Source organism: Enterobacter sp. SLBN-59, from assembly GCF_024807915.1.
Classification (GTDB): domain Bacteria; phylum Pseudomonadota; class Gammaproteobacteria; order Enterobacterales; family Enterobacteriaceae; genus Enterobacter; species Enterobacter asburiae_B.
The window spans coordinates 1,867,754-1,890,178 of sequence record NZ_JANUFI010000001.1; the positions used below are offsets into that span (position 1 = coordinate 1,867,754).

A 22,425-nucleotide genomic window follows, 5' to 3' on the forward strand; every position below is an offset into this window, starting at 1 on the left:
GTTGTCAGTAAATTGCATCAATGATGGGGATAGAGAGGCTTGTCAGCCGTCGCCCTACCACACTGTATTGCGATGTCCATGAAGCGGCATTTCTTCCTCTGCCGGCACGCACCAGATTGCCGCTGCGGATCAAGCCAGCCCATTTCAGGTAGTCCCAGCCAGTGTAGACCTCACTGTTATAGCCATAGCGGCCAAGCAGTATCATGCGATCGCCGATGTCTGTATTTCCCCATGACGGCGCGTAGGTCTGGTTCCGGTAGACAAACGGCCGGCGCGTGGTGGAGAACACGCAGACGCCTCCCTTTATGATATTCAGGCCTCTTCCCGGGGTCGGGCTTACGCCACTGGCAAAAATAGCTATCTGCATGGTAACGGTCGCATCCTGATCGAGACCTGCATGGTCGATTGTCGCAATGATATTTGAGCCGTCGAATTCGATGGTGACGTTATCAGCACTCCATTTTGCAAATACCATATAGCGGTCGCGTGAGATATTTGTCGTCGGCGTCGCCCAGCTCCCGGTGAAGGTGACAGTGCCGCGCCAGACGCAGTAGCCCGACATCGTGGCATCAGTGATTGAGAGGAAATCTGTGCTGTCCTGAATCAGCAGCCCTCTCCCGGACGAGGCAGGAAGTATTTGCCAGATAGACGCGCCAAAGGTTTTTGCGCGCCCCCAGTTATCACTCCACCATGTATTCATGGTGATGGTGTTACCTGATACGGTAAATCCATCCAGCATGCCGATCGTGGGAATGAGGTTTGTACCCCTGTTAAGTTTGTAAACGGTATTACGCGGGATAACGACGATCTGGCTGCCATCCACGCGCTGATTAATCGTGTACTGATTAACATCCCATGCTTCGCTGACGTTCTGGCAAAACGAAGGGCAGCGGAGCCCGGCAGTTATTTCCATTGCCGGGCCACCGTCCGCATAGGTAATACGTAAACCCTTTGGCATAGTTACCACTCTCCAAGAACAATCAGGTTACCGCCGCCGAGATCAATTTTTACGCCCTTCCCGTCAATCGTGACGCCATTACCGTTCCCGGTGAACGCGAAATTACCGCTGGCGGCATACAGCGCGCCGTGCATCTCGCAGTTCCCTGATTTATCAATGTTCCAGCCTGCACCTCCGGGACCAGCGACATAGTTTGCTGATCGGATGTAATTCCCAATTTTTGCGTTAGTTATGCTGCCATCCTGGATAAAGGCATCACGGATGAACACCTGACCGTTATAGACAAAAAATGCAGCCTGGTAATTTCCCGGATCGCTTCCCGAGTAGATACCAAACTGATCGGCAGCAAAGACCACTGTAGATTTATAGGTACCGCCGGATGGCTCAATCGACATGCCAAAACCAGTGTTGTATTTAACGCCATTACGAACGATCCCAAGGTTCAGCGTATACGATGCCTTTGCGGTTCCATCACTGTTCACCTCTGCCGTCATTTTCTGGTTAACCGCGGCGGTTAAATCCCCGACCTGCGCCTGAACGTACTCTGACAAATCAGCAAGAGCGTGATCCACTTCAGCCACTGTCGTTTTAACAACCAGAACATCAGCGCGTACTTCGCCTAACTGCTGAAACTGGTGTTCAACCGTGCCGTGATTTGCCAGGGCATTCTGCATAGCTGCTTCAAGATTGGTGTCCACGCCTTCAGAAACGTTTTTGAAAGCGTCAGAATCGCGAACGGACTCATCAATGATGTCGATGAGTTCACCGGTATCTGTCTGGCACAGCGCGGCCACCTCGACGAAGGCAGACGCACCAAACGCGTTGATGGTTCTGATATACCAGTAATAGGTATGCCCGTTTTTCAGGTTGTGGCTGGTCCATGTCGTGCCCATGCCCGCGCGCGTAGCTCCAGACTCCACTGTCGCCGTATCAGCGTTGGCCAGAGGTTGTTCCCCGGATGTCCAGAAATCGAACTGGGTGGAGACGTTCGTCACGGCTGCGAGGCGAGGAATGAGCATCACGGCAAAAAATGCCTGCTCAACCGTAACACCCGACGGCGGAGGCGGTGCCTCAATGCTGAATTCGAGGTAAGCCTCAGGTGATGATGCCCCCATCTGATTAACGGCGGTAACGTGGGCTGTATAGGTATCCTGCAGCAGACCGGTTAATCGCGTGAAGGAGCCGGGAACCTGGGCTGTGAGCACCGGCTGGCCATTCCTGCGAATGACAACCTGGTTATAGACAAACTGCCCGATGTTCTGCCAGGAGAGAACGCCCTGCACCACCTGACCAATTTCCTCTACGGTGTACTTCAGATTCTGAGGCTGAGCCACCCCACCAGGGGGAAGCTGGGTAAACGGTGGGCGATCGATGGGTTTACCGATGGCGTCCCCCCACACGTCAGCAGTTTCCTGCTTCAGTGTGATCTGCACGCCGTTCTGCACGCCAAATTTCCAGTCAGTCACGCGCATCTCAACGTTAACGATCCCAAGCGAGGGAAAATTAACTTTTACGTACATACCGGGGCGGTACCGGTACCCACTGAGGTTCAGCGTGAGATTCATTGTGCGGGAAATGCGGGTCCGCTTGAGCTTGATGTCTGCCAGGCGCTGGGCCTGAAATTCAGACGTAACGAAACGCAGCTTAAGATCCTGCGATATCTCCACGCCGTCTTCGATTACCCACTCGCTCACAGATACTGAGGGGAAATCGGCTTCAGAGTATGTCTGTTTAGGATCGACAAACGTACCGCTGATGGTGTTAACGCGCTCTGACTGTGACACTTCAGGCATGATCTCGATATCACCGGCCAGCTGACTCTCGGTAATAACTTCGGTTGCGGGGCCATAATACGCGCCAACGAGGATGCCATGTTTACCGGCGATGTAGGTTGGCTCTGCTGCGCCAGCTGTCAGCATCGCCTCAAGAATGCTCGCCTTATTTTCGCTAAGGTCAAATTCCCCGTTCAGCGTGTAACGCTTTTCCGTCGTGCCGTCGCCGTTAGTCACCAGCTCGTCGCAGATGTTGGCCGCCTCCTGAAACTGATCCCAGTTAATATCAGCATCAGCGACTTTCAGGTAACTCCGGTAATAGTCCAGCACGCACAGCGCCAGATTGTTGCTGTACTCCGTGCGGCCGGTGCGCGGGTCGTATATTTTCCGGCCCGTCTTCTCAACCTTCACGTTCGGGATGCCTGACGGGAATTTCTCAGCATTGTATTTCAGAGACAGACGCAGCCAGGAAATCCCCTTGCCGATCATGTCATCTTTCCACGACGGGCAATTTGCCAGCATAAACGGATCTGCTGTCTGGCGATCGATATGCACTTCATACGTGGCACTCTCGCCATACGAGCCAATATCATCATCACCCAGGTAAATGGTGCCCGTGCCTGATATTGGGTGTCCCGCCAGAGTAATGGCAAGGTGAACCCATTCACCATCAGTCTGCTCGCCAGACTGTTCTTCAGCGAAAAACAGAGTGCCTGCAGATACGGTCCTGCCATAAACAACCGTTTTAGGGCTGGCCGCCGCGCGCAGCACCTGCTTACGTTCTGCAGTGTCCCGGTAAGACCCCAGTGATGGCTTCTTCGTCATCATCTGTGTGGCGACCTGAGCGGCAATGGTGATTGCCATTGCGATAGCGTAGGCTCCATTGGCTGCCGCGGCGCCAGCGGCTACCGTCGCGATGATAGGGATTGCAGCAGGCATCAGCGAACCCTCCACGTACTCAGGGGCTTAATCCGAAGGCAAACCAGCCCCGTTTCTCCCGGCACCCACACTGCACCACCGTAAATTACCCCGGCGCATCGGGTACCCGCGTTTTCAACTATCGCGATATCTCCGCGCTGAGCCATCTTCACCGGCACTTCATCGAGGTATTTATCCAGCACCTTTTCAAGTGAGCCGCCACCGCGCAGCAGCGCCTTTTTTGCGCCCGTTTCGCTGTCGTAGGTCCCGCGCCAGCCATCGGCGAAATTATCCCCGGTCATCGCTTCCGCACAATCTGCCGCAAACAAGCAGCAGTCATGTTCGCCCCATAAAAAAGGCCGCTTTTCAGCGGCCCTTATCACGGCGATTAATCTGTTATGCCAGTCTGGATGCTTCATGCTTCCTCACGAATAGGTAAACCCTGGCGCATCTTTTTTGCTGCCCCAGTAAATTGAACGTTCTGCCATCTGCGCGACGTAACGAAATATGCGGTCGCCTGGCTGAGTGGACTGGTGTGACTCGTCGGTATAGCGGTCCGGGAACGGTCGCTGCCAGTCCTCAAAAATATTACTGACGGTGTACTGCAGGGCATTCGTTTCACCCGCCGTTGCCCCGGTGCCGGAAACCTTCCCCTTAAAAATCAGGTCTGCAACTTGAACGACGCCGTTATCATCCATCGCCACCAGATACAGCTCCGCTGGCCTTCCCACACAGCGCTCATTGAGCGTTTTAGCAAACAGCGACATATCCAGCCCTGAGAGCGTCATCCTGAGCTGCGTCGGGCTTGTCGTGTTGGTTTCGCCCACATCGTCGATGGCGCCCATTGTTCCCATGCCGTAATAGACATAACCGCCCAGCACCAGCGTGCCGGTACCGGAATGCACGTAGGCGGTACCGGATTCAAACTGGACATTGGCCGCCAGCACGGCGGTAACCCTGTCGCGGGATAGCCAGTCCACCATCGAATCAGAAAACGGTGAATACAGCATCAGAAAGCCTCCTCAAACTCCAGCGTGTAGCTGGTAAAAATGCCCGGCACGCGGTTACCTGCCCCCTGCTGGTTATCCTTCAGCTTGAAAATGCCGTATGGCTTAGCGACTTCGATTTTTCCGTTGGCAGGGGGAGAGGCGCGCAGCATAGGCGCAAAGGGAATAACGGCAGTTCCTGCAGCAGTGCTGGTCACATCGGCGGTGACCATCTTCAGCTCGTCATTAACGGTAAAGTAATCACCGGTGCGCAGTACCAGTGTACCTGGTGTCCAGCCCTTACTGCCGAGCTGCGTACCGGTCTGGTTCGCGTCAGAAACCACCGGATTTCCGGCTGGCGTCCTGCCCCTTCTCCCCCAGTCTCTGATCTTCACCCTGCCATATTCACCATCCAGATCGGCCACCAGCGCATCGATGCGCCGGGATTTATCATCTGTAAGGTTGCTAAACGTCAGGGAGCAGATCCAGCGGGTGCCGGGGAAACGGACGGTCTGTGATGCACCATTAAACGGGGAACGAAATGTTTTTGTGTTACTTTCCGGCCGCCACGTCAGCGACGCCGGACATACATCTTCAGGCCATTCAAGCACAGACATAGTCACTCCTTATTTAAACGCCAAGCATCCTCCTGGCCTGACCGTTGGTCTGAAAATCACTCAGCATGTCCTGACGTGCTTTTTTAGCACCATCGGCAGCTCCCTGACGCGCAGCCTCCTGCATGGCACGATTAAGCGCGGCGTCACCGTTACCAGAAACATTTATATGCTGGGTTATATGGATTTCACCACCTCCACCACCAGCAGCTGTTGTGCCGACCATCCTGACGCCAAGAGTGCCATTCGGTGTCCTGGTTAGTGGCATCACAGCCTCGGGGCCAGCTTCACCCATCAATCCATCGCCTTTGGCAAATTTGAACATCGTCGGGCTGGAAATGATCGAATTACTGAAATGGCTAAGATTTGGGGAATCAAAGACGCCGCCTTTGGCAAACTTCAGTCCGCTGGCCGCGCCGGAATATGCGCCTGATGGTGTACTTCCTACAGAGGTTGCATCACCCCCACCAAAAAGACCACCAAGAGAACCGAACAGTCCCCCGCCTCCTGCAGACTTCAACGAATTGACCAACATTGCGTTGAGGATAATTTTTTGCATAGAAGCCAGTACCGATTTCGACCAATCCTCCCAGTCAACTTTATTGCCTGATAAAGCATCGGAAATATTTCCGATAAGACCTGTCATTGAGTTGTTCACAAGGTCTGCTGTCTGCGAGGAATAATCAGAAGCGGTATCAAACCAGTTTTTAAATCCCTTCTCGGCGCCTGCAGTCCAGTCAGCCTCAGAAGCAGCGATTGCTTTATATTTTTTGTCCAGCGCATCGAGAGCCGCCGCACGCTGTGCGATTGCTTCGGTACCGCCGTCAGTTTTGGCGAAAACACGGTCAATCTGCTGCGTTTCATCGAACCGGCTGCGCTGGCGATCGCTCATTCCTCTGGTTTCAGTTGTCAGCGTTGCCTCGTCCCTGAACTTCCTGGTCGCTTCAGTTAAATCCTTCAGGGCATCAGCCTGTTCGCGCTGCTTGCGCACGTTCTCATCAGCTTTTTGAGTCCACTTCGCCAGTTCTGTAGACGATGCCTGAATAGCCCTGCGCTGCTCATCCGTCCATTTAGTGCCGGCCTGGTGTGAAGCCGCATAAAGGTCGGAGGCTTTTTCTCCCTCCGTTGCCCGCACGCGCTGCACGTCGATAGCCACGCTCAGATCGGCCATTTTCCGCGAATACTGTTCGGCGGTGCTGGCCGCTTCGCGCTCGGCTTTACTCTGCGCATTTGAGGCAGCGGTGGAGGTTTTTTTTGCCTCCGCAGCTGCTGCATCCTTTTTGGCTGCCTGATCCTTGTTGTAGATGTACTGGGTGTAAAGCGCCCCCGTCAGCTTCAGGTCTTCTGCTTCATAGACGTGCTGCTGATGGAGCTTCTCTAAACCGCTTAGGCTGGCCAGCTCGTTATCTCGGCGTGAGCGCTCCAGTGCCGTTTGCTGCTGAGGTGTTGCGTTCGCCATTGAAACGACGGGCCCGGCATATTGAGGCGGCTTGGCACCAGCGGTAGCTGACATTGAGCGGTTAAGCAGGTCATAAGCACCTTTCAGGATTGAAACGGCACCAGCCTGCTCAATAGCCTTTTGTGTTGCCTTATCGCTGGCATCGTTAACCAGCTTCTGCGTTTGCTCAACCTTTGACGCTGCCTGTTCCCGCTGGTACTCCAGCTGGTTCAGCTTGTCGGTAAGCTCAACGTTTTTGGCCGTGATATCGGCCTGATCCATGAAGGTATTGATCTGAGTCAGCGTCGGGTGACGGTTGTAGTCCTGCTGGATTTGGTCAACCGCCTTCAAGCTGTCTTTCACTTTCGCAATTTGTGAATCGAGAGCGGCCAGGTCCTGCATTTGTGCCTGTAACGATGTACGGGCATCGGCAGCAGTAGAGCGCAGCCCCAGCACCGACATCTGCTGCAGCTTACCGTTTATTTCGTCCAGATTATTGGCAAAGCCAACCGCCTCCTTGTGCACCTGCTGGGTGTGCTGATACAAACCATACATCGCCGCACCGGCACCGATAATAACTCCAGGCCATCCACCGAGAATACCCAGCACCCCACTACCCAGCCGTGACATGACCGAGGCTGTATTGGTGAGGTTGTTAACTGCAGAGGCCCTACCAGCAAGCGCCGTATTCAGTGATGCCTGAGCTGCTGCAAGATTACGCTCAGCGACAATCTGAGCCTCAATACTCGTCGCCGCTGCGCGTGCCTGTTGAGCGCGGTAAACAGCCTGGCGACCAGCAGCAACGCTAACCTGTGCACCGCGAACCTGCGCCTGCGCCAGTGCGACTTCGGCAGCTGTATTAGCGAGGACAGCCCGTGTGGACTCTCCAACACTGCCGACCATATTCCCAAAATAACGGGCCAGCCCAACACCAACCAGAATGCCTGCGGTGTTAGCCACATCATCTATGTTATTTGCCAGCCCATCCAGCACGCCGGAAAGCGCGGAGGATGCACCAACGGCATCGTTCGCACCGCCCACCCAAGCGAGAAAGGCGTTTTGTACTTTCTGTGCAGATCCGCTGATTGATGCCGGGAGAGTGTCGAACTCTTTGCGCAGAATCTCGACGTTGGTCAGCAACGGGACGATCTTATCTGTAGTCAACTCGCCATTGTTGGCCATATTACGCAAACCGCCAACAGTGGTACCCAGGCCATCAGCCAGCAGTTTTACCAGCCTTCCCCCGTTCTCCATGATGGAGTTGAATTCCTCACCACGCAAAACACCAGACGCTAACGCCTGGCTGAGCTGAGTGATAACGGAGCTGGCTTCTTCTGTACTGGCACCTGATAACTTCAGGGATGTAGCAACAGTTTCGGTTACTTTCGCTACTTCTGCAGAAGCGTAACCAGCTGATCGCATGGACTGAGCAATACGGCTATATAGATTCGAGTTGGCAGTAAGCGATGTGCCTGTACGCTGGCTTATCTCCATCAGGGTGCGCTGTGCCGCAGCAAAATCTTCAGTCGATGTGGACGCCAGCCGCAAGCGTCCATTCATTTGGTTCCATGTATCGGCAAACTGAACCAGCTGATGCGTGGCAAATGCACCGGCCCACGCACCGGCAAGCCCGGCAGCAGAAGATCGCACGGTTGCAAGCTGAGAATTCAGGTCAGCCAAAGAACGCTGAGTTTCACGCGTTGCCGCTGCAGCTTTTTTCCCGCCCTGCTCCATAGTGCGGTAGTAATCCGTTCCCATACGAGATGCGCGGGAAATCTCTGTCTGGAAGGTGGAGGAATTGGCAGAAATTTTTATGATCAATTCACGGAGTGTTGCCATATTTCACCCATAAAAAAAACCCCGCAGTTGCGAGGTTTGTTTTAATTAAACTTATCTATGACTGCCCAGCCTTTTTTCTGGCCTCTTCAAGATATTCTTCTTCGGTTTTCACAGGACGACAGTCTTCAGAAGAAGATGTGAGATCGCTACCACAGTGTTTACATTTCACTGCCTCACTCTTGATTAGCTCTGCGCAAAAAGGGCATTTTTTCATGCCATCATCCAACATAGTTTTTTCTTCGAAGTGTGGATCTTTCTTTATAATAATTGAATGCACTAGCGCAATAATAAATAGCAACGCTCCGTAAACCCACCAAGCAAAAAATGACCTCCCTTTACTTTGCGCTATTAACGCAGGGATGAGACCAATTACTATAGCTACCAGTAATAATTCCATGACTGCCCCCAAGTTTAAAGTTCCGATGGCAATCCTAATAATTGGAACGAATATTGTCACCAATTAATGAAGATTTATAAAGCAGACATCCATTCCTCCAGCTCGCTGATCTCCCTGTCTTCTTCCTGTTCACCCCATTTCAGCATCACGTCAGGGATAGTGAATTTCCCGCCCTGAGAGTTTAGCATTGCAACGGAGATCTGCGCCGCCTGTGCATCGGCGCGCCAGTCACCAACTGGACTAATGCGGTCGAACTCGATCCACATTTTGAGTTCACTGGCGGTCATGGTCTGGCGCAGCTCGTGAAGAGTGCGCCCCATCCTTAGCGCCAGCGACATCATGAAGAAGGTCAGCGGCTGCTTTACGGCTTTCCCGCTTCTTCCTGACTCATTCCAAGGTTGAGGGCCTGAGCCAAAAGGCGAGCATGCACAGGACCATAAATTTTTGATACCTGCTCCTGATCTTCATCGCTGAATACGCGCTCGCCGTTTTCATCCAGCAGAACGTCAATAAACAGAACCACATCAGCCATTTTGTTACGCAGAAACTTTTCCGCCTCCGTCAGCGTCGGTGCCTCTTCGCCATCGGCGAGCTGAGGATTAACGATCTCCCGGAATTTCACCCAAGCATCGCCAGAGGGTTCACGCAGCGTTACCTTTGCGCCATCCCATTCAGGGACCGTGATACCGTCTTTGGTGCGATAGGCTTTCGATGCTGTAAGCGCCACGTTGCGTAATGAATTCTGTGATGTTTTTTGCGGCATTTCATTTTTCTCTTGTTATATGATCGGAGGGATAAAAAAAGCGGCCGAAGCCGCTCAGGAACCAGACGCGTAGATGCGTTTAGGTTTACCGCGTACACGCAGAGAATAGGTAGCGCCAACAACGGAAGATGTTGCAGCAGACCATGAGCTCTGGCGTACCTCCACCAGCACGTAAAAACCGTTGCCAGACGGGAATACCACGCGCAGCGCGCGCAGTTCGTCATTTTCGTAAGCGGTCTGCAGTGCCTCCTGTGCTGCTTCATCGCCAACCCAGTTACGGGTAATGCTCATTTCAGCTGGCGCGGCGAGGCCGTTGGTTTGCTCCTGTTCAGTTGAGCAAAGCGTGGTTACGTCGATATCCCCTTTTTGACCGCCTGTGAAGGTGATCTCCTTTGTTGCACAGGCCGCTTCCAGCCAGGTAATACCAGCCCCCGGGAAAGTTGGCGAGTTAAAATCATCAGCGGTTACGGGTGCGTCGGAGACGGCAAAGGTCATCCCCTTTGTAACTTCATACTTACTGGTCATGGTTTCTCCAGTTAAAAAAAAGACCGCCGGAGCGGTCTGTTATGGTGGGTAAGGTTAAACGGTTATCTGGAATTCGAGCGTCGCCCGGTGATAACGCAGATCAGGCTCATATCCTGGCGTTTTAACAATGCTTTCCGGTTTCAGCACCTGCAGGGCATCAAGCGCCATATTTCTGATCGTGCGCGCTTCAGTGATGGTGCTGGAATAAACATCAACCTGCACAGAAACGGCTGATTCAGCCTGACCGCAGAGAACGTCAGCGGCCACGTCGGTAATAATCGAGAAAATTACCCAGGGCGGCGAGACTGAAGGCTTCCCGTCACTGCCGAGCGGCGCAACGTAGGGATAAACCTGCCCTCCGGCCAGCGGCGCCAGCAGAGGATAGAGATCGTCTTCCGTCATTTGCTTAATGCCTCGTCAATGGCCTGGTTCATGCGCCTGATCGCAACCTCCGTCGCCTGCTCCTGGCGAACATCGAACGCGGGACGAATGAAAGGGTGCGGTGGCATGTTAACGGTTCCCATTTCAACGAATCGCCAATAAAAGGCGTTTCTCGGGTTACTCGCCTTCATCGTGTTATCGCTGTTCCCGGTGCGCGGGTTAACACCACGAATATGGACGCCGGAAGAAATTTCCCCGTGGCGGCGGCTTTTTTGGGTCACCACCACCACGTTTTTTTTCAGTTTCCCGGTGCGCACCGGCGCGCGGGCGATCACTTCTTCCTTAAGCACTTCGGCGCCAGCGCGCGTGGCATCACGCAGAACCTTGTTGTTTTCAGCGCGGCTAAGCGCCTCCAGATCCTTTGCGATGTCATTCAGCCCGGAAAAATCGAGGCTCGTCTCAATCATTTTTCGGCTCCCGTTTTGCAAAGAATTTCCAGGCGAGTGCCGGTCGCATTTGCTACAGGAGGACCGATGATATTTAGCACCTGACCTTTATACGGGCCGCTGAGCACTTCCAGACGAGAAGAGGCATTCAGCTCATCCCTGAAGCGCATCCAGACGCGAATGGTTGCCTGCGCCGTTTCCGCACCGCCAGACATCTGCTCTCTGCCGCTGATCCCCTTCACCTCAGCCGGGACCGGGTTGCCACCACTCCACGATTCAACCGGCTGACCAGATGGATCGCGCGAAGTCGTGAAGGTGAGAATTTTTACCCTGTGCCTGAATCGTCCAGGTTCCATCAGGAGCCCTCCTCAGGTTCAGATTTACCGCGCCAGTTGCGATAGATGAACATCATGCGTTCGGCTGCAGCGTTCTCATAAAGCTGTACTTCGCTTTGCGCGGTGCGGTGTTCAAACATGTCAGCAAAGACAAGAAGAACGGCGCCCTTAACGGCTGCAGGAATATCAGCTGCAACCTTCCATGCTGGTTCATCGCACCAGCGTATGCAGTATTCAAAAGCGGCCTGAGCGTACAGGGTGATCAGCTCGTCCCTGTCGTCTTCCTCAAACTCAATCTGCTGCTTAAACAGGCGGAGGCCTATGACATCCAGAACATCTATCGCCATACGTTAAAAGGGCGGGTCACCCCGCCCCCTCCATCATGAGCCAGAAGAGAAAGCGCCCTTGATGATTGCCGTCGGGCGATAGTGCGCCAGCGCCAGGCGTTCTTCGCACAGGATGGTCAGCATGTTTTTCACGAAGTTGTCGCGGTCTTCACGGCTGACTTCCACGGTGGCATCCATGCGATCCCACACCTGTGAGGCCATATCAAAACCGCCCACCGTAAAGGTGCCGGCGGCCTGCGCCTTAGTCGGAACCACTGGCAGGCCCCACATGATGTTGCTGGTAAACGCCTGAGGACCACCGAAGATATAGCGGCCTTCGTTGTCTTTCAGCAGCGCAATGTTGTGCCAGTCGCGCGGGTTCAGGACGATACCGGAAGCGCTAAACTCAGACTCTGTCACCTGGTAAATAGCGTGAGCGATAATGTCAGCGCGAGTGTCGCCAGTGGCATTCAGCGAGGTGTCGTAGGCGGTAGCCACTTTGTTCAGACCTTCCAGGTTATCCCCGGTGCCGTCGCCGTTCAGCAGCTGGCCTTCTTCCTTCAGTGCCAGGCCATACATCAGACGGCCGTTGACGTATGACTGCAGCATTGGCGCATCGTCCATAACCTGACGTGACGCCTGCACCCAGTGCGCGATGGTCTTCACGTTCGCGGTCTGCTTGCTGAATGTGATATCCGATTCTGGCTTAAGCGCTTTCTCAGCCACCACATCGGCGTTATTGGTAAACACCTCTTCACGCACATATTCCAGAGCGTTACTGGAAATGCGGCCCTGAGCCAGCAGGTCACGGATGGTCAGACGGCGCAGGCCCGGCATGATAATGCCTGGGATCTGCATAGGCTGGATCAGTGCGCCAGCAGAGTCAGCGTCACTGCCGAGCGACTTATTGAACGTCTTCGCATCGAAGGTGCCCTGTTTACCGTCCCATGACTTAATGAGCTCTTCGGCAGCTCGTTCAGAGAAGGATTTCTTCTCACCCGGATTCTCAGCGCCGGATGCCAGTTTCTGTTCAAGATCGAAGAGGCGGGTACCGGATTTGGTCAGTTCTTCCTGTACCTTCACCAGGTCGGCCTGCAGCTGTTTGGATACCTTACCCGTGCTTTCGATTTCTGCTTTCTGCGCATCGAAAAGCTGAGACATTTTCTGCTGGGACTCTTCGATAGCTTTTTGAATGAGAGCGAGTTCAGACATAATTAATTACCTAAATTAGAAGGGAAAGATTTAATGCTCTGAAGCAGAGCGTTGATTTTTGCTTCGTTTCCGTCGCCCTCGGACTCGCTCCGAATCGCTGACTTAAACCGGGCTATTAGCCCAACTGCCTGTGATTTGGTGAGCCCGACTGAATCCCTCAGCCAGTTCTCCACATCACGAATTGTTTCAATGCCGTCGACACTTTTCATGGCTGCGATGCCAGCCTGTTCGTTGGCGGGGAAAGTGCAGACGCTGATTTCGCGCAGAGCCTGGATATTCTTAAAAATGCGGCCTGTTGGAATGATGGTGTAATCGTCTTTCGCAACGGAAAAGCCAACCGACATACCTTCAACCGTACCGTGCTGCATTGCCGCTTTCAGGTCGGCGGCGCCGCTGTGCCCTGGGGTAAGTTGACCGCGCACATACAGGCCTTTTTCGTCTTCTGCCAGGCTGTCCCATTTACCAACCGGCAGCTCCCACGTCTTGTGGTTGAAAAACATCGCCACTTTGCGGGTCTGGTTCGCCAGCGCGTTTTTAAACGCCCCGGGCAGAATGATGTCGCCATCGGAATCGGTGTTATTAAAAACAGAGGCGTAGCCTTCAAAAATCCCCTGTTTACCGTCACCGGTGAATTTGATTTCTGTCTCGTCGAAGGACAGCGTTTTTACGATCTCAGGCATTACGGCCCCCATAAAAATTAAGCCCCGTTATTACGGGGCTCTTTGTTGGTTCCTAAATCGGTGATCGGCACGTATTGCGACTGGCGCATTGCCACATCGCCACCCGGCAATGGCGGGAGGTTGTCCGTTCGTCGCATCTCGTTGATGGTGCGTAGCCCTGCCTCTCCCATTGCCTTCATAAAGGCAGCGCGGGATGCCGAATCGCCCCTCAGCAGGCCGTCGAGGTTGTGCTCAGCATGAATGCGGCCGACATCCTTAGCAGGAATAAGCCACCGCTGAATGCTGTTTTCCCACCGGGAGATATAGGGCTGCAGGGTGTACTGCAGGAAGCCGAGATTCTGCTGCTCGATGCCCGATCCCCAGCTCGTTGATTTCTCGACGTCGCCGACAAGGTGAGGCGGTACGCCAAAGAATCGCGCCAGTTCACTTACCTGAAATTTTCGGGACGCCATCATTTCGGCATCCTGCGGCGTTACGCCAATTGCCGATGTGGAAAAGCCCGCTTCCAGTATCCAGAGGCGTTTTTTAACCGGACCGCCGGCGATCTCTTTGAAGTTCTCTTCGACCTGCGAGCGCTGCTGTTCAGTTAGCACTTTTTCGCCGGTTGAGAGGATTTGCGGAGACTTGGCGCCGTTGGCAAAGAAATCTCGCTGCTGGTCCTCCATCGCAACTGCCACACCTGCCGATTTACAGGCAAAAGCAATGGGGGACAGGCCGACCAGCCCGGTGAATCCGAAGCCTTTAAGGTGAAAAATCTCTCTCTGCGAAAAGTCGGCGTATTCGCTGTCGCGCTGATAGCGATAAACCACTTTTTTTCCGACGAGTTTCACATCCATATTGGCAGACTGAAGCGGGAGAAGGCTTATCACGTCACCCGCGCTGTTGCGGTCCACCAGTGCATACGCGTTACCGTAGAAACAGAGCTGCATCGTCATGGCCTCCCTGAATTCCTGGGCGGTCATGTACTGATTCGGTGAGTAGCGCAGCAGTCGCGCCAGCGGATTGCTCAAACCCACTTTTTTGCGGTTGTCATTCTGGTCGGTTTCGAAGACATCAAGCGGTAAGCATGCCGTGAGCGTTGAAATCAGGCTCACGCAGCGCCAAACCGTCGAAATTTGCAGTATCCGTTCATCGTTAATGGATGAATCGCCCAGGTGTCCGTGGGCCGAAACAGGCCCCGTCTGTGAGCCCTGATTTGGGGTGACTAAACGCCCGCCGACAAACCAGGACTGCAGCCTTGCCCACCAGCCGTTATTGGTTCGCAGGTCAATCGTGTATTTAGGTTCTTCCATCACATGCTCAGCGGTCGGAAAATGAAGTCATCGAAGTCACCACCCTGTTCGGTAACTTCCCCATTAGCAGCACCAACGGACATTGTCATTGCGACCATGCCATCAATACGGCCTGTTGCTTTGGACTTATCGAGCTTGCGGTTACCAGCAGCATCTTTCACCACCACCGCATTCACAGCACACATCGTTAATACGGGGTGCATGCCATGCCTCACGCGCCCGTTAAGCATTAGAGACTCCAGCGTGTCTACAGCTGGCCCCATATCCTTAAAGCCCTGGCCGAACTCGACCAGCGGGAGGCTCAGCCCAATGGCATCGGCATCCTTCCTGAACTGGTCAATGCGCCAGCGGTCAAAAGCCATCGAGGTAAGGTCGAAATCACCGATAATTTCAGCGATATCCGCAACGACGAATGAGTAATCCACCGAAGCGCCTGGCGTGGTGCGCAGCAGCCCCTCTCTCACCCAAACGTCATAGGGTGCGCGGTCCGTTTTGGTTCGCTCTTCAAGAGTCTTTTGCGGTGTCCAGAAGAAGGGGAAAACATCCCAGACACCATCATCTGCTTCACCAGCCATAACCAGCGCCGTTAAGTCGTTCCTGGCTGACAGATCCAGCCCCGCGTACCACTTCCTCGGGGTGTTAATCGGCATCTCTCCGCAAAGCTCCCACACGCTGCGGGAGATAAACGGCGATACGGTAGAAACGCGCTGATTGAGATTGAGGTTTCGGAAGGTGTTTTCGAAGCTTGGCATTCGTCCTGCTTTCTCGGCCTGGCGCGCCATGTCTTTTTCTGACCTGAATGTTCCCAGCGCCGGGTTCGCAGCCAGCCAGGACTCGCGTTTACTGATATCAGCGTCCTTTGGCGCTTCATAAACGTGGCACACGATGTGCGGATCTTTCGATTTGACAGCATCATCAATCCAGATGCTCAGCAGGTCAGCATCGTTTGCTGCCTGCGTACTGATAACAATCAGCAGCGGGTTTTCATGGGCACCCTGCGCGGTAGTTATTGCATCGATAAAATCATCCTGCGGCCCCCTAACCTGCCCGGTTTCATCGAGAATGGCCAGAATGGGGGAAAGGCCGTGCGTCGTCTTACCTTCTGCGGATAAAGCCTTGTATTCGACGTTACACGGCAGGCCGATCAGCTTTTTGCCGCTTGGCGTTATGTGCACTATCTCCTGCAGACTGGGGCTCAGGTTAACCATCTTCACTGCGAGGTTAAAAACGATGGCCGCCTGTTCCCGGCTAAGTGCACCGCTGACAATTTGCGTGTTCTGCACCGCTTCTGGCCCCACCAGGTGTGCCAGCAGGATTCCGGCGATTAAGCCTGTCTTCCCATTTTTTCGTGCGATGCTGAGGATCGCCATATCCGTTCCGGCTGGATTGTCGTAAACCGCCAGGATGAATTCTTTCTGAAAGGGGTCCAGCCTCATTGGCTGGCCGATAAGCTTGCCTTCCGGCACGATGCAATAGCGCTCGATGAACGCTATTACACGCTCACCTCGCGTCATAGTCTTTTATCCGTGCTTGGGAAAGGCGATCAGGTTGTCGTCCTGGCCCTGATGCTCGTTTTTCGTGTTTCGTGCATCACGATCATTCTGATTGCGTTTCTTCTGGTCGCGGCTTTCGCCGTTGGTTGCGTGGGAATGGATCTGCAGGTCACGGCGCTGAGCTAGGATGGTTCGCTGCAGCTCAACAATCTGCTTGCGAAGGTCTTTGATTATCCCTTCGTCTCGCTCTTCTCCGCGAATTCGCTCTTCTTTGCGTAATTCCTTGCGTAAAACGGTGATATAGAGCTGATTATTTGCCAGTTCTACAGCGGCCAGAAGGTCGGCTGGCGTCCAGCTGTCCAGAGCTTTCGATCTGATATTGTCATGCCAGAATGGTTCGGCTTTTTTTTCCAAACCTGCATGGGACGGAGGATCGATGGTGTCCACTGCTGCATTTTTCATGGCCTGAACCGCTGCCGCCGAACTGTCGGAACGGGTTCGTTTATCTGCCATATGTCAACACCTTAAAACTAAAAAAATCGGGTTAGCGTTAAAATCAAACTTTGGCGGCGGTCATTTGGGGCAAAGGTTTTGAAGATTTGATCCCCCCCTGCCCTGATGCGATTCATTCTCATTTGATATCGTTGCATTTGAAATGATTTCATATGATAGGTAATCGACTTGCCGCCGCCGCGCTATGCCGAATGTTTGTCTACCTGTTCGAGTTTCTGATCGCCTTTCCTGTGCCCGGAGACAACATGCCCTGAAATAGCCACCGTCGGCACCTCCTGCCCTACAGCGTGCAAGAACTGAATGGATGTCACGTCCTTCATCTCCACGCCATCAATCACTAGGAGAACGAATTTTCCATCGCGATATTCAATGCTGAGGTCTTTCATTACGTACTCCAGTGAGACGCAGGATCGAGCGGGTAGCCGTTGGCATCACAGCCTATTACTGCGCCGCTCTTCTCCATTCTCTGTTTCGTTGAGTCATGATGCGCTTTGCACAGTGGCTGCCAGTTCTCTTTACTCCAGAACAGGAGCTGTGCTTTCGATATGGCCAGCGGGTTACCTGACTTAAGCGCATCTTTGAGTTTGTGGGGTTCGATATGGTCAACCACCGTTGCCGGGGTAATGCGTCCCTGCTGTTCGCACATCACACATAGTGGGCGCTGCTGCAGGAAACGCAGACGGGCTTTATCCCATCGGGTACCATAGATGCGTGGTTCTTTCATAGAGTATCCAAGAAATCAATTGTCGCTTCGCTCACTGGGAATTATCTTATTTACTCCCTTTCTACAGGAGTTGAGATATGACTAATTACACTGTGCGCGTTGAGCTGCATGATGCAGATGATGGTGATTATGAAGATTTACATAAGGCGATGAGCGCCAAAGGGTTCTCACGTTCACTAGGCATAGACGGCGTTCGATGGAAATTACCTTCCGCTGAATATTCAATGGTGGCTGATATAACCCCCCAACAAGTATTAAGCAAAGCTCAGGCCGCTGCTAATAAGGTACAACCAGAACCAGAGCCATCGATACTAGTGACGGGCTCGCCTAAAGTGCGAGTATTCTCCGGACTTGAACGAATTAACAAATAAAAACCAAGGCCCGAAAGTCGTCGGGCATGTTTAAGCCAGCCTCCATGCCCGGCGACGTTCCGTCCTCGGCTCGTTGTCAGGGTGACGTTCAACCGTCGGGAGGTCAGCGTGGTCCACCAGCGAGTAACACGGGTAAATTACCCGGCCACCGAATGCCTCACCGACAGCGTAATCAGCTGCAAGCGTTTTATTCCAGGCGTTAAGCATGCACGCCAGCCTGGCCTGAGGAGGGCTGTAACATACGCCGTGAATCAGTTTGCTTAGAACAAGGTAATCAGCGTTTACTCTGTCTGATTCCACCAGTATTCCGGCAATCTCTTTCTGATACTGCGGCGGTCGGCCGGTACCGAGATAAAAGCTCAGCATGTCTTCAGGGAAACGCACCAGCCAGTCAGTTACCTTATCGGTGAAACCCTGCACAGGAAGCGCGTCGTCTTCCAGCACAACTACCCGGCAAGGTTGCTCTGCAGCCCATTCAATAGCGCGTCGGTGATTCCAGTTTGCGCCGTGATGACCATCATCAACCAGTAAGTGAGCATCCAGCAACGCAGCAAGCCGTTGCGCTTGCCCTAAGCGGATGTGATGGCCGACCACCACAAACTTTATGTCTTCAGCCACCAGCAAATCTCCATAAAAAAGCCGCACGATGGCGGCTACTGTCTGTATATCAGGGTGTTGCTTCGCTTTAACCCTGGTTAAGGTAAGCATTCAGCCCGTCAGTGGTGGGACACTGGCGCACTAAGCGCAGAGGGATGGCTGATTACCTCTGGATAAGGAAAAAAGAATGGGAAAGTTTTCTATCACTTCGATTCGCGACATTGACTGGCAATCAGACCCTTCTCGGCCGGGTAATTGCAACATCACTGTTGGCCTGAATACTCCGGCGGGATACACCTCAATATCTTTTGACCCAGGAAGCATTGATATCAAGAAGTCAACAATCGAGGACCTGGAAAAACTCGCTATCGAGGAGTATCAGAAGAGAATGAATTAACTGTGTCTAAATAGGCGCTGAATTCATTAATCCGGTTTCGAAGTAAATTTTCAAAGTGGGTAATATGAGCATCTTTCTCGCTTACCTGCTTTTTCAATAACGCAACAGCTTCTTCCAGTGTCGCAACTCGTCGTTCAAGGGTCATAACATCTTCCTCTCATTTATGTTTCCACCAGGCGCACTCTGTGCCGATGCCATCAGTTTTAAACACGGTATGTACCTGAGGGCCGGTGACCAGCCTGTCAGCGAATGACTGCGCGACAATACCGAACGCCAGCATGTCACCCACCGCGGCGCCAGCCTGTTCTTTCTTCCAGAAACGATAACTCTCGATCCGGTAGTAAAGACGGATGATGCAGTGAGTGAACTCCATTACATCTGCGCGGGTGCCACCCAGCAGGCCAGCATTAAGCATCACATCGTTGCGGTGCGCTTCAATGAACTCCTGATAGATACGCTCAGGATGATTCTGCTTTGCCCAGGTGTCGGCGTAGGTCTTCGGTTCGGAACCGACGTAAACATTCCCGGGCTGCATTTCATCCCATGGCGCGCGAAGCATTTCGACATCGGTACCATCGGTACACCAGACGAACCGGTATTCAGGGTGATCGCGTAGATGCTGCCAGATGTGAAGCCAGCGCCGGAAGTAGACGTTCATCTTCACGTCAGGAACGCGATACAGCTCAACGTCTGCCAGTGCCGTCTGCAGTTCATCCACCAGCGCAATACGGCCACAATTTCGAAGCGAGGCAGCCCACTTGGTCAGCATGTCAGGTGCGGCCGCCATTTTCGTACCGCGCTGCGGGTCAGGCTGGCTGGTAAGCAACGTTGTTATTACCACGTCGCGCTGAGAACGATACTCGGCATAGCCTGTATATCCTGAATCCCGGCGTTGCCCGTAAATCACAGCGTTCTTTTTATCGAGCGCTTCACGTTCTGGCCTCGGTATGCTGCGTGCACCTTCTTCATACTCGTCCATTGAGTGAATCAGCTTTTCAGAGCCAATCACATCAGCGAACGCCCACGACGTTAAACCAGCGTTGTGAATCCGGAGCGCCAGATCAGGATGCTCATACATGCCCCGGCCATACACTGGATCGAACCCACCCACCTGCTCGATGGCGCTGCGGTGGTAGTACAACATCACGCCACGCTGCCCAGTGTAAGCAATATGCTTATCATCCCGGTGCAGAACGGTCATATCGTTAATCTTTCGCGGACCAGCCAGATCGAGAAACTGATAAGCCAGGTGCGGCTCTGGAGATTCGATATATGGCAGGTGCCAGTTATCGGCGATCGGCCAGGCATCATCATCCCATAAAAAAAGATGCTCGCACCCGGCATCTGTCAGGGCCGACAGGCTGGCGTTCTTCGAAGCAACAATGCCGAGTGATGTTTCATGGCGAAGCAGCTGCACGCCTCCGGGAACTACCGCTGCAGGCCTTGAACCGTCATCGATAACCACCATCAGCGCACCGGCTGGCAGGTGCTTCATGTGCTGTTCTAGCGTTCGTTTCAGAACGTCGGCGCGCTGGTGTGTCGTTATTGCAATCCCGATCTTCGATGAAATTGCGCAGACGGGTGCATACGGGACACCCTCAATAGTGACCTGCATATTTACTCCAATTAAAAAGACATTAGCGGAAGTCAGTAGCTTCTGTCAGTGTGATTAACGCCTAATTATTCATTAAGTGTTATATGTTAGGATTAATCTGATTAAACAAAAGGTATGTCAGATCGGAGGGTTAAATGATCAAAATGACAGGTTGTAGCGCCGTAGACTGTGGGGTTGGATTTGTGTTCGGTAAAGGAGTTAATGCCGAACTCATCAATACAAATGCTCACTCATGCCGAATCGGCTTTTTGCAGCACGGTAGCGAGCAAGAGTGGCAGCTACTTTTAGATAAATTGATCACAAAGCCAGAAGAACTGAATCAACTAGTAAAAGTTTACAGTGAAGCTAAGCCTGAACAGAAAAAACAAGCCATTTCAAAGTCTGGTTTATTTGAATATTTATCAGCTTTTGCAAATGCATCGACTGTTTATCAATTCCTTGAAGGTCTTGTTACGTCCTTCCTGAAAAATTCACAAAACAACTGACCAGCTTCGCAACGCTTCACAGCGTGGCTGACAGTGTTGGTATAGTGAAAACATTAATAGGCGCGCGATTTGACTTGGTCATTTCGCCGCTGATTGATAACTCGACGAACTAGTTAAATCCAGTTCTATGCATCTCTTTGGTGTTCTGACAGTTCGCCTGCCACGCTTTGTTATGTGCCAGGATGTCGCGCTTCGTCTGGCGGTCCATAACGTCAATGTCGCGATCCGTCAGGTAGGTTGGCTTTACCCAGTCGCAGGCGGTATCAACCACTACCGGGGGGCCACGTTCCTCGCAACTTGCAATCAACAAATTTTTCAGAGAAACATTACTCCAGCCCGATACGCCGTCTCGATGGCATCCCAGTCCGGTGTTGGCATAATTTCCTCTGGTTTTTAGTCGTTTGATGGCTGATATTGTTTCTTCAACTAACCGTGTTTCTTCAACTAACCGTGGTAGCCACAACAGAGAAATCATTCCTGTCAAGGAAATCACATCTTTACCAAGGAGGATTAATGATTGATGTAATGCATTACGTTGTTATCAAGAAACATGCGATTGACCACGCATATTTAGTCGTTTATCTCTTCGAGAGCGATGGAGGCAGGTATTTTTCTGCTGCACGCGCACCAGAGGATGTTGAGTTTGATATCGGCGATATCCTCAAACATGATGTTGCGAATATCTGGGTTCGTAGCGATGGGACAAAACTAAAATTTGAGGGCAATATTACTTGCTCTACCCTCGAAGAGGCTGAGGCCCGATTTACACAACTAATTGCCGAAATTGGATGAGAAATCTAGGGCACTCAATGAAGAACTACTGAAGTGCCTTTATTGGCTGGCTCTTGCCTTCTCAGCATACCTTAACCACCACCAGCATACCGGTTGGCAGATGCTTCTGGTGCTGCTCAATAGCGCGCTTTAAAATGGCTGTCCGGTTGTGGGTAGTCATCGCAATGCCAATCTGTGACGCTGAAGCGCAGGGAGGCACAAACGGGATACCATCAATGTTGACCTGCATTTGATTTTCCTTTTGGGCTTGAGCCTGTCGCACGACAAAGTCGCCGAGAGATAAGGTAAAACCCAGGCTCATTTCTGAAAGATTCTCTTCGGTACATGCGTGCGATACGCAATAAAAAAGGCCGCCGTAGCGACCTTACAACCCTTGCTTATGCAGTCAAATTTAGATGTTTACTTTTTTTGGCGCTATTGCTGATATGGAAATCATAAATCCAGTCAGTGCAGCAATAATCAAGGGAAACACGAATGCATCAGATGTACGGAGAGGGTTTTTGACATCAAATAAAATGACAATAAAAAACGCACTTGTTGCGAAAGTCGACGATGA

Annotated in this window: 29 protein-coding genes; 4 read left to right on the top strand and 25 right to left on the bottom strand. The window is 52.7% G+C overall.

The window, feature by feature from the left end; all coding sequences use genetic code 11:
* Positions 1-4: 4 nt before the first annotated feature.
* The 21 genes from M2422_RS08890 to M2422_RS08990 form a co-directional block, all read right to left on the bottom strand.
* Complete coding sequence (locus M2422_RS08890; RefSeq protein ID WP_064673577.1) at positions 5-958, bottom strand: DUF6453 family protein; 954 nt, start codon at positions 956-958, stop codon at positions 5-7.
* Positions 959-960: 2 nt separating this feature from the next.
* Positions 961-3,669: a DUF1983 domain-containing protein gene (locus tag M2422_RS08895; protein ID WP_064673576.1), complete on the bottom strand. Its 2,709-nt coding sequence runs from the start codon at positions 3,667-3,669 to the stop codon at positions 961-963.
* The gene (locus M2422_RS08900; RefSeq protein ID WP_064673575.1) at positions 3,669-4,067 is read right to left on the bottom strand and encodes a DUF6950 family protein; all 399 of its coding nucleotides are present in this window, start codon (positions 4,065-4,067) and stop codon (positions 3,669-3,671) included. The genes M2422_RS08895 and M2422_RS08900 overlap by 1 nt, the downstream gene beginning before the upstream one ends.
* 6 nt (positions 4,068-4,073) lie before the next feature.
* Positions 4,074-4,658, bottom strand: coding sequence for a hypothetical protein (locus M2422_RS08905; protein ID WP_064673574.1), 585 nt, complete (start codon positions 4,656-4,658; stop codon positions 4,074-4,076).
* A complete protein-coding gene (locus M2422_RS08910; RefSeq protein WP_064673573.1) occupies positions 4,658-5,251 on the bottom strand; it encodes a hypothetical protein in 594 nt (197 codons plus the stop codon). The genes M2422_RS08905 and M2422_RS08910 overlap by 1 nt, the downstream gene beginning before the upstream one ends.
* A 13-nt stretch (positions 5,252-5,264) precedes the next feature.
* Positions 5,265-8,525, bottom strand: coding sequence for a phage tail tape measure protein (locus M2422_RS08915; protein ID WP_064673572.1), 3,261 nt, complete (start codon positions 8,523-8,525; stop codon positions 5,265-5,267).
* A 55-nt stretch (positions 8,526-8,580) separates the two neighbouring features.
* On the bottom strand, positions 8,581-8,922 hold the full coding sequence (locus M2422_RS08920; protein ID WP_064673656.1) for a zinc ribbon domain-containing protein: 342 nt from the start codon (positions 8,920-8,922) through the stop codon (positions 8,581-8,583).
* A gap of 74 nt (positions 8,923-8,996) precedes the next feature.
* On the bottom strand, positions 8,997-9,260 hold the full coding sequence (locus tag M2422_RS08925; RefSeq protein ID WP_028019696.1) for a DUF4035 domain-containing protein: 264 nt from the start codon (positions 9,258-9,260) through the stop codon (positions 8,997-8,999).
* A gap of 23 nt (positions 9,261-9,283) precedes the next feature.
* Complete coding sequence (locus M2422_RS08930) at positions 9,284-9,685, bottom strand: phage tail assembly chaperone (protein WP_064673571.1); 402 nt, start codon at positions 9,683-9,685, stop codon at positions 9,284-9,286.
* 54 nt (positions 9,686-9,739) lie between these two features.
* Positions 9,740-10,210, bottom strand: a complete 471-nt coding sequence (locus tag M2422_RS08935; RefSeq protein ID WP_059290926.1) for a phage tail tube protein — start codon at positions 10,208-10,210, stop codon at positions 9,740-9,742.
* Positions 10,211-10,264: 54 nt separating this feature from the next.
* Complete coding sequence (locus M2422_RS08940; protein WP_064673570.1) at positions 10,265-10,612, bottom strand: DUF3168 domain-containing protein; 348 nt, start codon at positions 10,610-10,612, stop codon at positions 10,265-10,267.
* Positions 10,609-11,058, bottom strand: a complete 450-nt coding sequence (locus M2422_RS08945) for an HK97-gp10 family putative phage morphogenesis protein (RefSeq protein WP_259140460.1) — start codon at positions 11,056-11,058, stop codon at positions 10,609-10,611. The genes M2422_RS08940 and M2422_RS08945 overlap by 4 nt, the downstream gene beginning before the upstream one ends.
* Positions 11,055-11,393: a phage head closure protein gene (locus tag M2422_RS08950; protein ID WP_063151828.1), complete on the bottom strand. Its 339-nt coding sequence runs from the start codon at positions 11,391-11,393 to the stop codon at positions 11,055-11,057. The genes M2422_RS08945 and M2422_RS08950 overlap by 4 nt, the downstream gene beginning before the upstream one ends.
* On the bottom strand, positions 11,393-11,719 hold the full coding sequence (locus M2422_RS08955; RefSeq protein WP_259140462.1) for a head-tail connector protein: 327 nt from the start codon (positions 11,717-11,719) through the stop codon (positions 11,393-11,395). Before M2422_RS08955 ends, M2422_RS08950 begins: the two co-directional genes overlap by 1 nt.
* A gap of 33 nt (positions 11,720-11,752) precedes the next feature.
* Positions 11,753-12,910 (bottom strand): phage major capsid protein, encoded by a 1,158-nt coding sequence (locus M2422_RS08960; protein WP_259140464.1) that lies wholly within the window; start codon positions 12,908-12,910, stop codon positions 11,753-11,755.
* Positions 12,911-12,912: 2 nt separating this feature from the next.
* Positions 12,913-13,590, bottom strand: a complete 678-nt coding sequence (locus M2422_RS08965) for an HK97 family phage prohead protease (RefSeq protein ID WP_259140466.1) — start codon at positions 13,588-13,590, stop codon at positions 12,913-12,915.
* 17 nt (positions 13,591-13,607) lie between these two features.
* Positions 13,608-14,882, bottom strand: a complete 1,275-nt coding sequence (locus M2422_RS08970) for a phage portal protein (protein WP_032624427.1) — start codon at positions 14,880-14,882, stop codon at positions 13,608-13,610.
* Positions 14,882-16,396: a terminase TerL endonuclease subunit gene (locus M2422_RS08975; RefSeq protein WP_259140471.1), complete on the bottom strand. Its 1,515-nt coding sequence runs from the start codon at positions 16,394-16,396 to the stop codon at positions 14,882-14,884. The genes M2422_RS08970 and M2422_RS08975 overlap by 1 nt, the downstream gene beginning before the upstream one ends.
* Positions 16,397-16,402: 6 nt before the next feature.
* Positions 16,403-16,888, bottom strand: a complete 486-nt coding sequence (locus tag M2422_RS08980) for a terminase (RefSeq protein WP_259140474.1) — start codon at positions 16,886-16,888, stop codon at positions 16,403-16,405.
* Between the two features lie 182 nt (positions 16,889-17,070).
* Positions 17,071-17,274, bottom strand: coding sequence for a hypothetical protein (locus M2422_RS08985; protein WP_064673394.1), 204 nt, complete (start codon positions 17,272-17,274; stop codon positions 17,071-17,073).
* Positions 17,274-17,612: an HNH endonuclease signature motif containing protein gene (locus tag M2422_RS08990; protein WP_064673395.1), complete on the bottom strand. Its 339-nt coding sequence runs from the start codon at positions 17,610-17,612 to the stop codon at positions 17,274-17,276. The genes M2422_RS08985 and M2422_RS08990 overlap by 1 nt, the downstream gene beginning before the upstream one ends.
* Positions 17,613-17,689: 77 nt before the next feature.
* Here M2422_RS08990 and M2422_RS08995 point away from each other — a divergent pair, with 77 nt between their 5' ends.
* On the top strand, positions 17,690-17,983 hold the full coding sequence (locus M2422_RS08995; RefSeq protein WP_048026867.1) for a type V toxin-antitoxin system endoribonuclease antitoxin GhoS: 294 nt from the start codon (positions 17,690-17,692) through the stop codon (positions 17,981-17,983).
* 30 nt (positions 17,984-18,013) lie between these two features.
* Here M2422_RS08995 and M2422_RS09000 read toward each other — a convergent pair whose 3' ends face one another.
* Complete coding sequence (locus M2422_RS09000; protein ID WP_404997266.1) at positions 18,014-18,601, bottom strand: hypothetical protein; 588 nt, start codon at positions 18,599-18,601, stop codon at positions 18,014-18,016.
* A 166-nt stretch (positions 18,602-18,767) separates the two neighbouring features.
* Between M2422_RS09000 and M2422_RS09005 the strand changes: the two genes are divergently transcribed.
* Entirely contained in the window at positions 18,768-18,977 is a 210-nt protein-coding gene (locus M2422_RS09005; protein ID WP_064673396.1) for a hypothetical protein, read from the top strand.
* Positions 18,978-19,134: 157 nt separating this feature from the next.
* Here the strand turns inward: M2422_RS09005 and M2422_RS09010 are convergent, their stop codons facing one another.
* A complete protein-coding gene (locus M2422_RS09010) occupies positions 19,135-20,592 on the bottom strand; it encodes a glycosyltransferase family 2 protein (protein WP_064673397.1) in 1,458 nt (485 codons plus the stop codon).
* Between the two features lie 134 nt (positions 20,593-20,726).
* Between M2422_RS09010 and M2422_RS09015 the strand changes: the two genes are divergently transcribed.
* Positions 20,727-21,077: a hypothetical protein gene (locus M2422_RS09015; RefSeq protein WP_064673398.1), complete on the top strand. Its 351-nt coding sequence runs from the start codon at positions 20,727-20,729 to the stop codon at positions 21,075-21,077.
* A 109-nt stretch (positions 21,078-21,186) separates the two neighbouring features.
* Here the strand turns inward: M2422_RS09015 and M2422_RS09020 are convergent, their stop codons facing one another.
* On the bottom strand, positions 21,187-21,387 hold the full coding sequence (locus M2422_RS09020) for a hypothetical protein (RefSeq protein ID WP_064673399.1): 201 nt from the start codon (positions 21,385-21,387) through the stop codon (positions 21,187-21,189).
* Positions 21,388-21,590: 203 nt separating this feature from the next.
* Here M2422_RS09020 and M2422_RS09025 point away from each other — a divergent pair, with 203 nt between their 5' ends.
* Positions 21,591-21,869, top strand: a complete 279-nt coding sequence (locus M2422_RS09025; protein WP_064673400.1) for a hypothetical protein — start codon at positions 21,591-21,593, stop codon at positions 21,867-21,869.
* Between the two features lie 61 nt (positions 21,870-21,930).
* On the opposite strand, the gene M2422_RS09030 is transcribed toward M2422_RS09025, so the two are convergent.
* Positions 21,931-22,098, bottom strand: coding sequence for a hypothetical protein (locus tag M2422_RS09030; RefSeq protein ID WP_231113506.1), 168 nt, complete (start codon positions 22,096-22,098; stop codon positions 21,931-21,933).
* Positions 22,099-22,425: the final 327 nt, after the last annotated feature.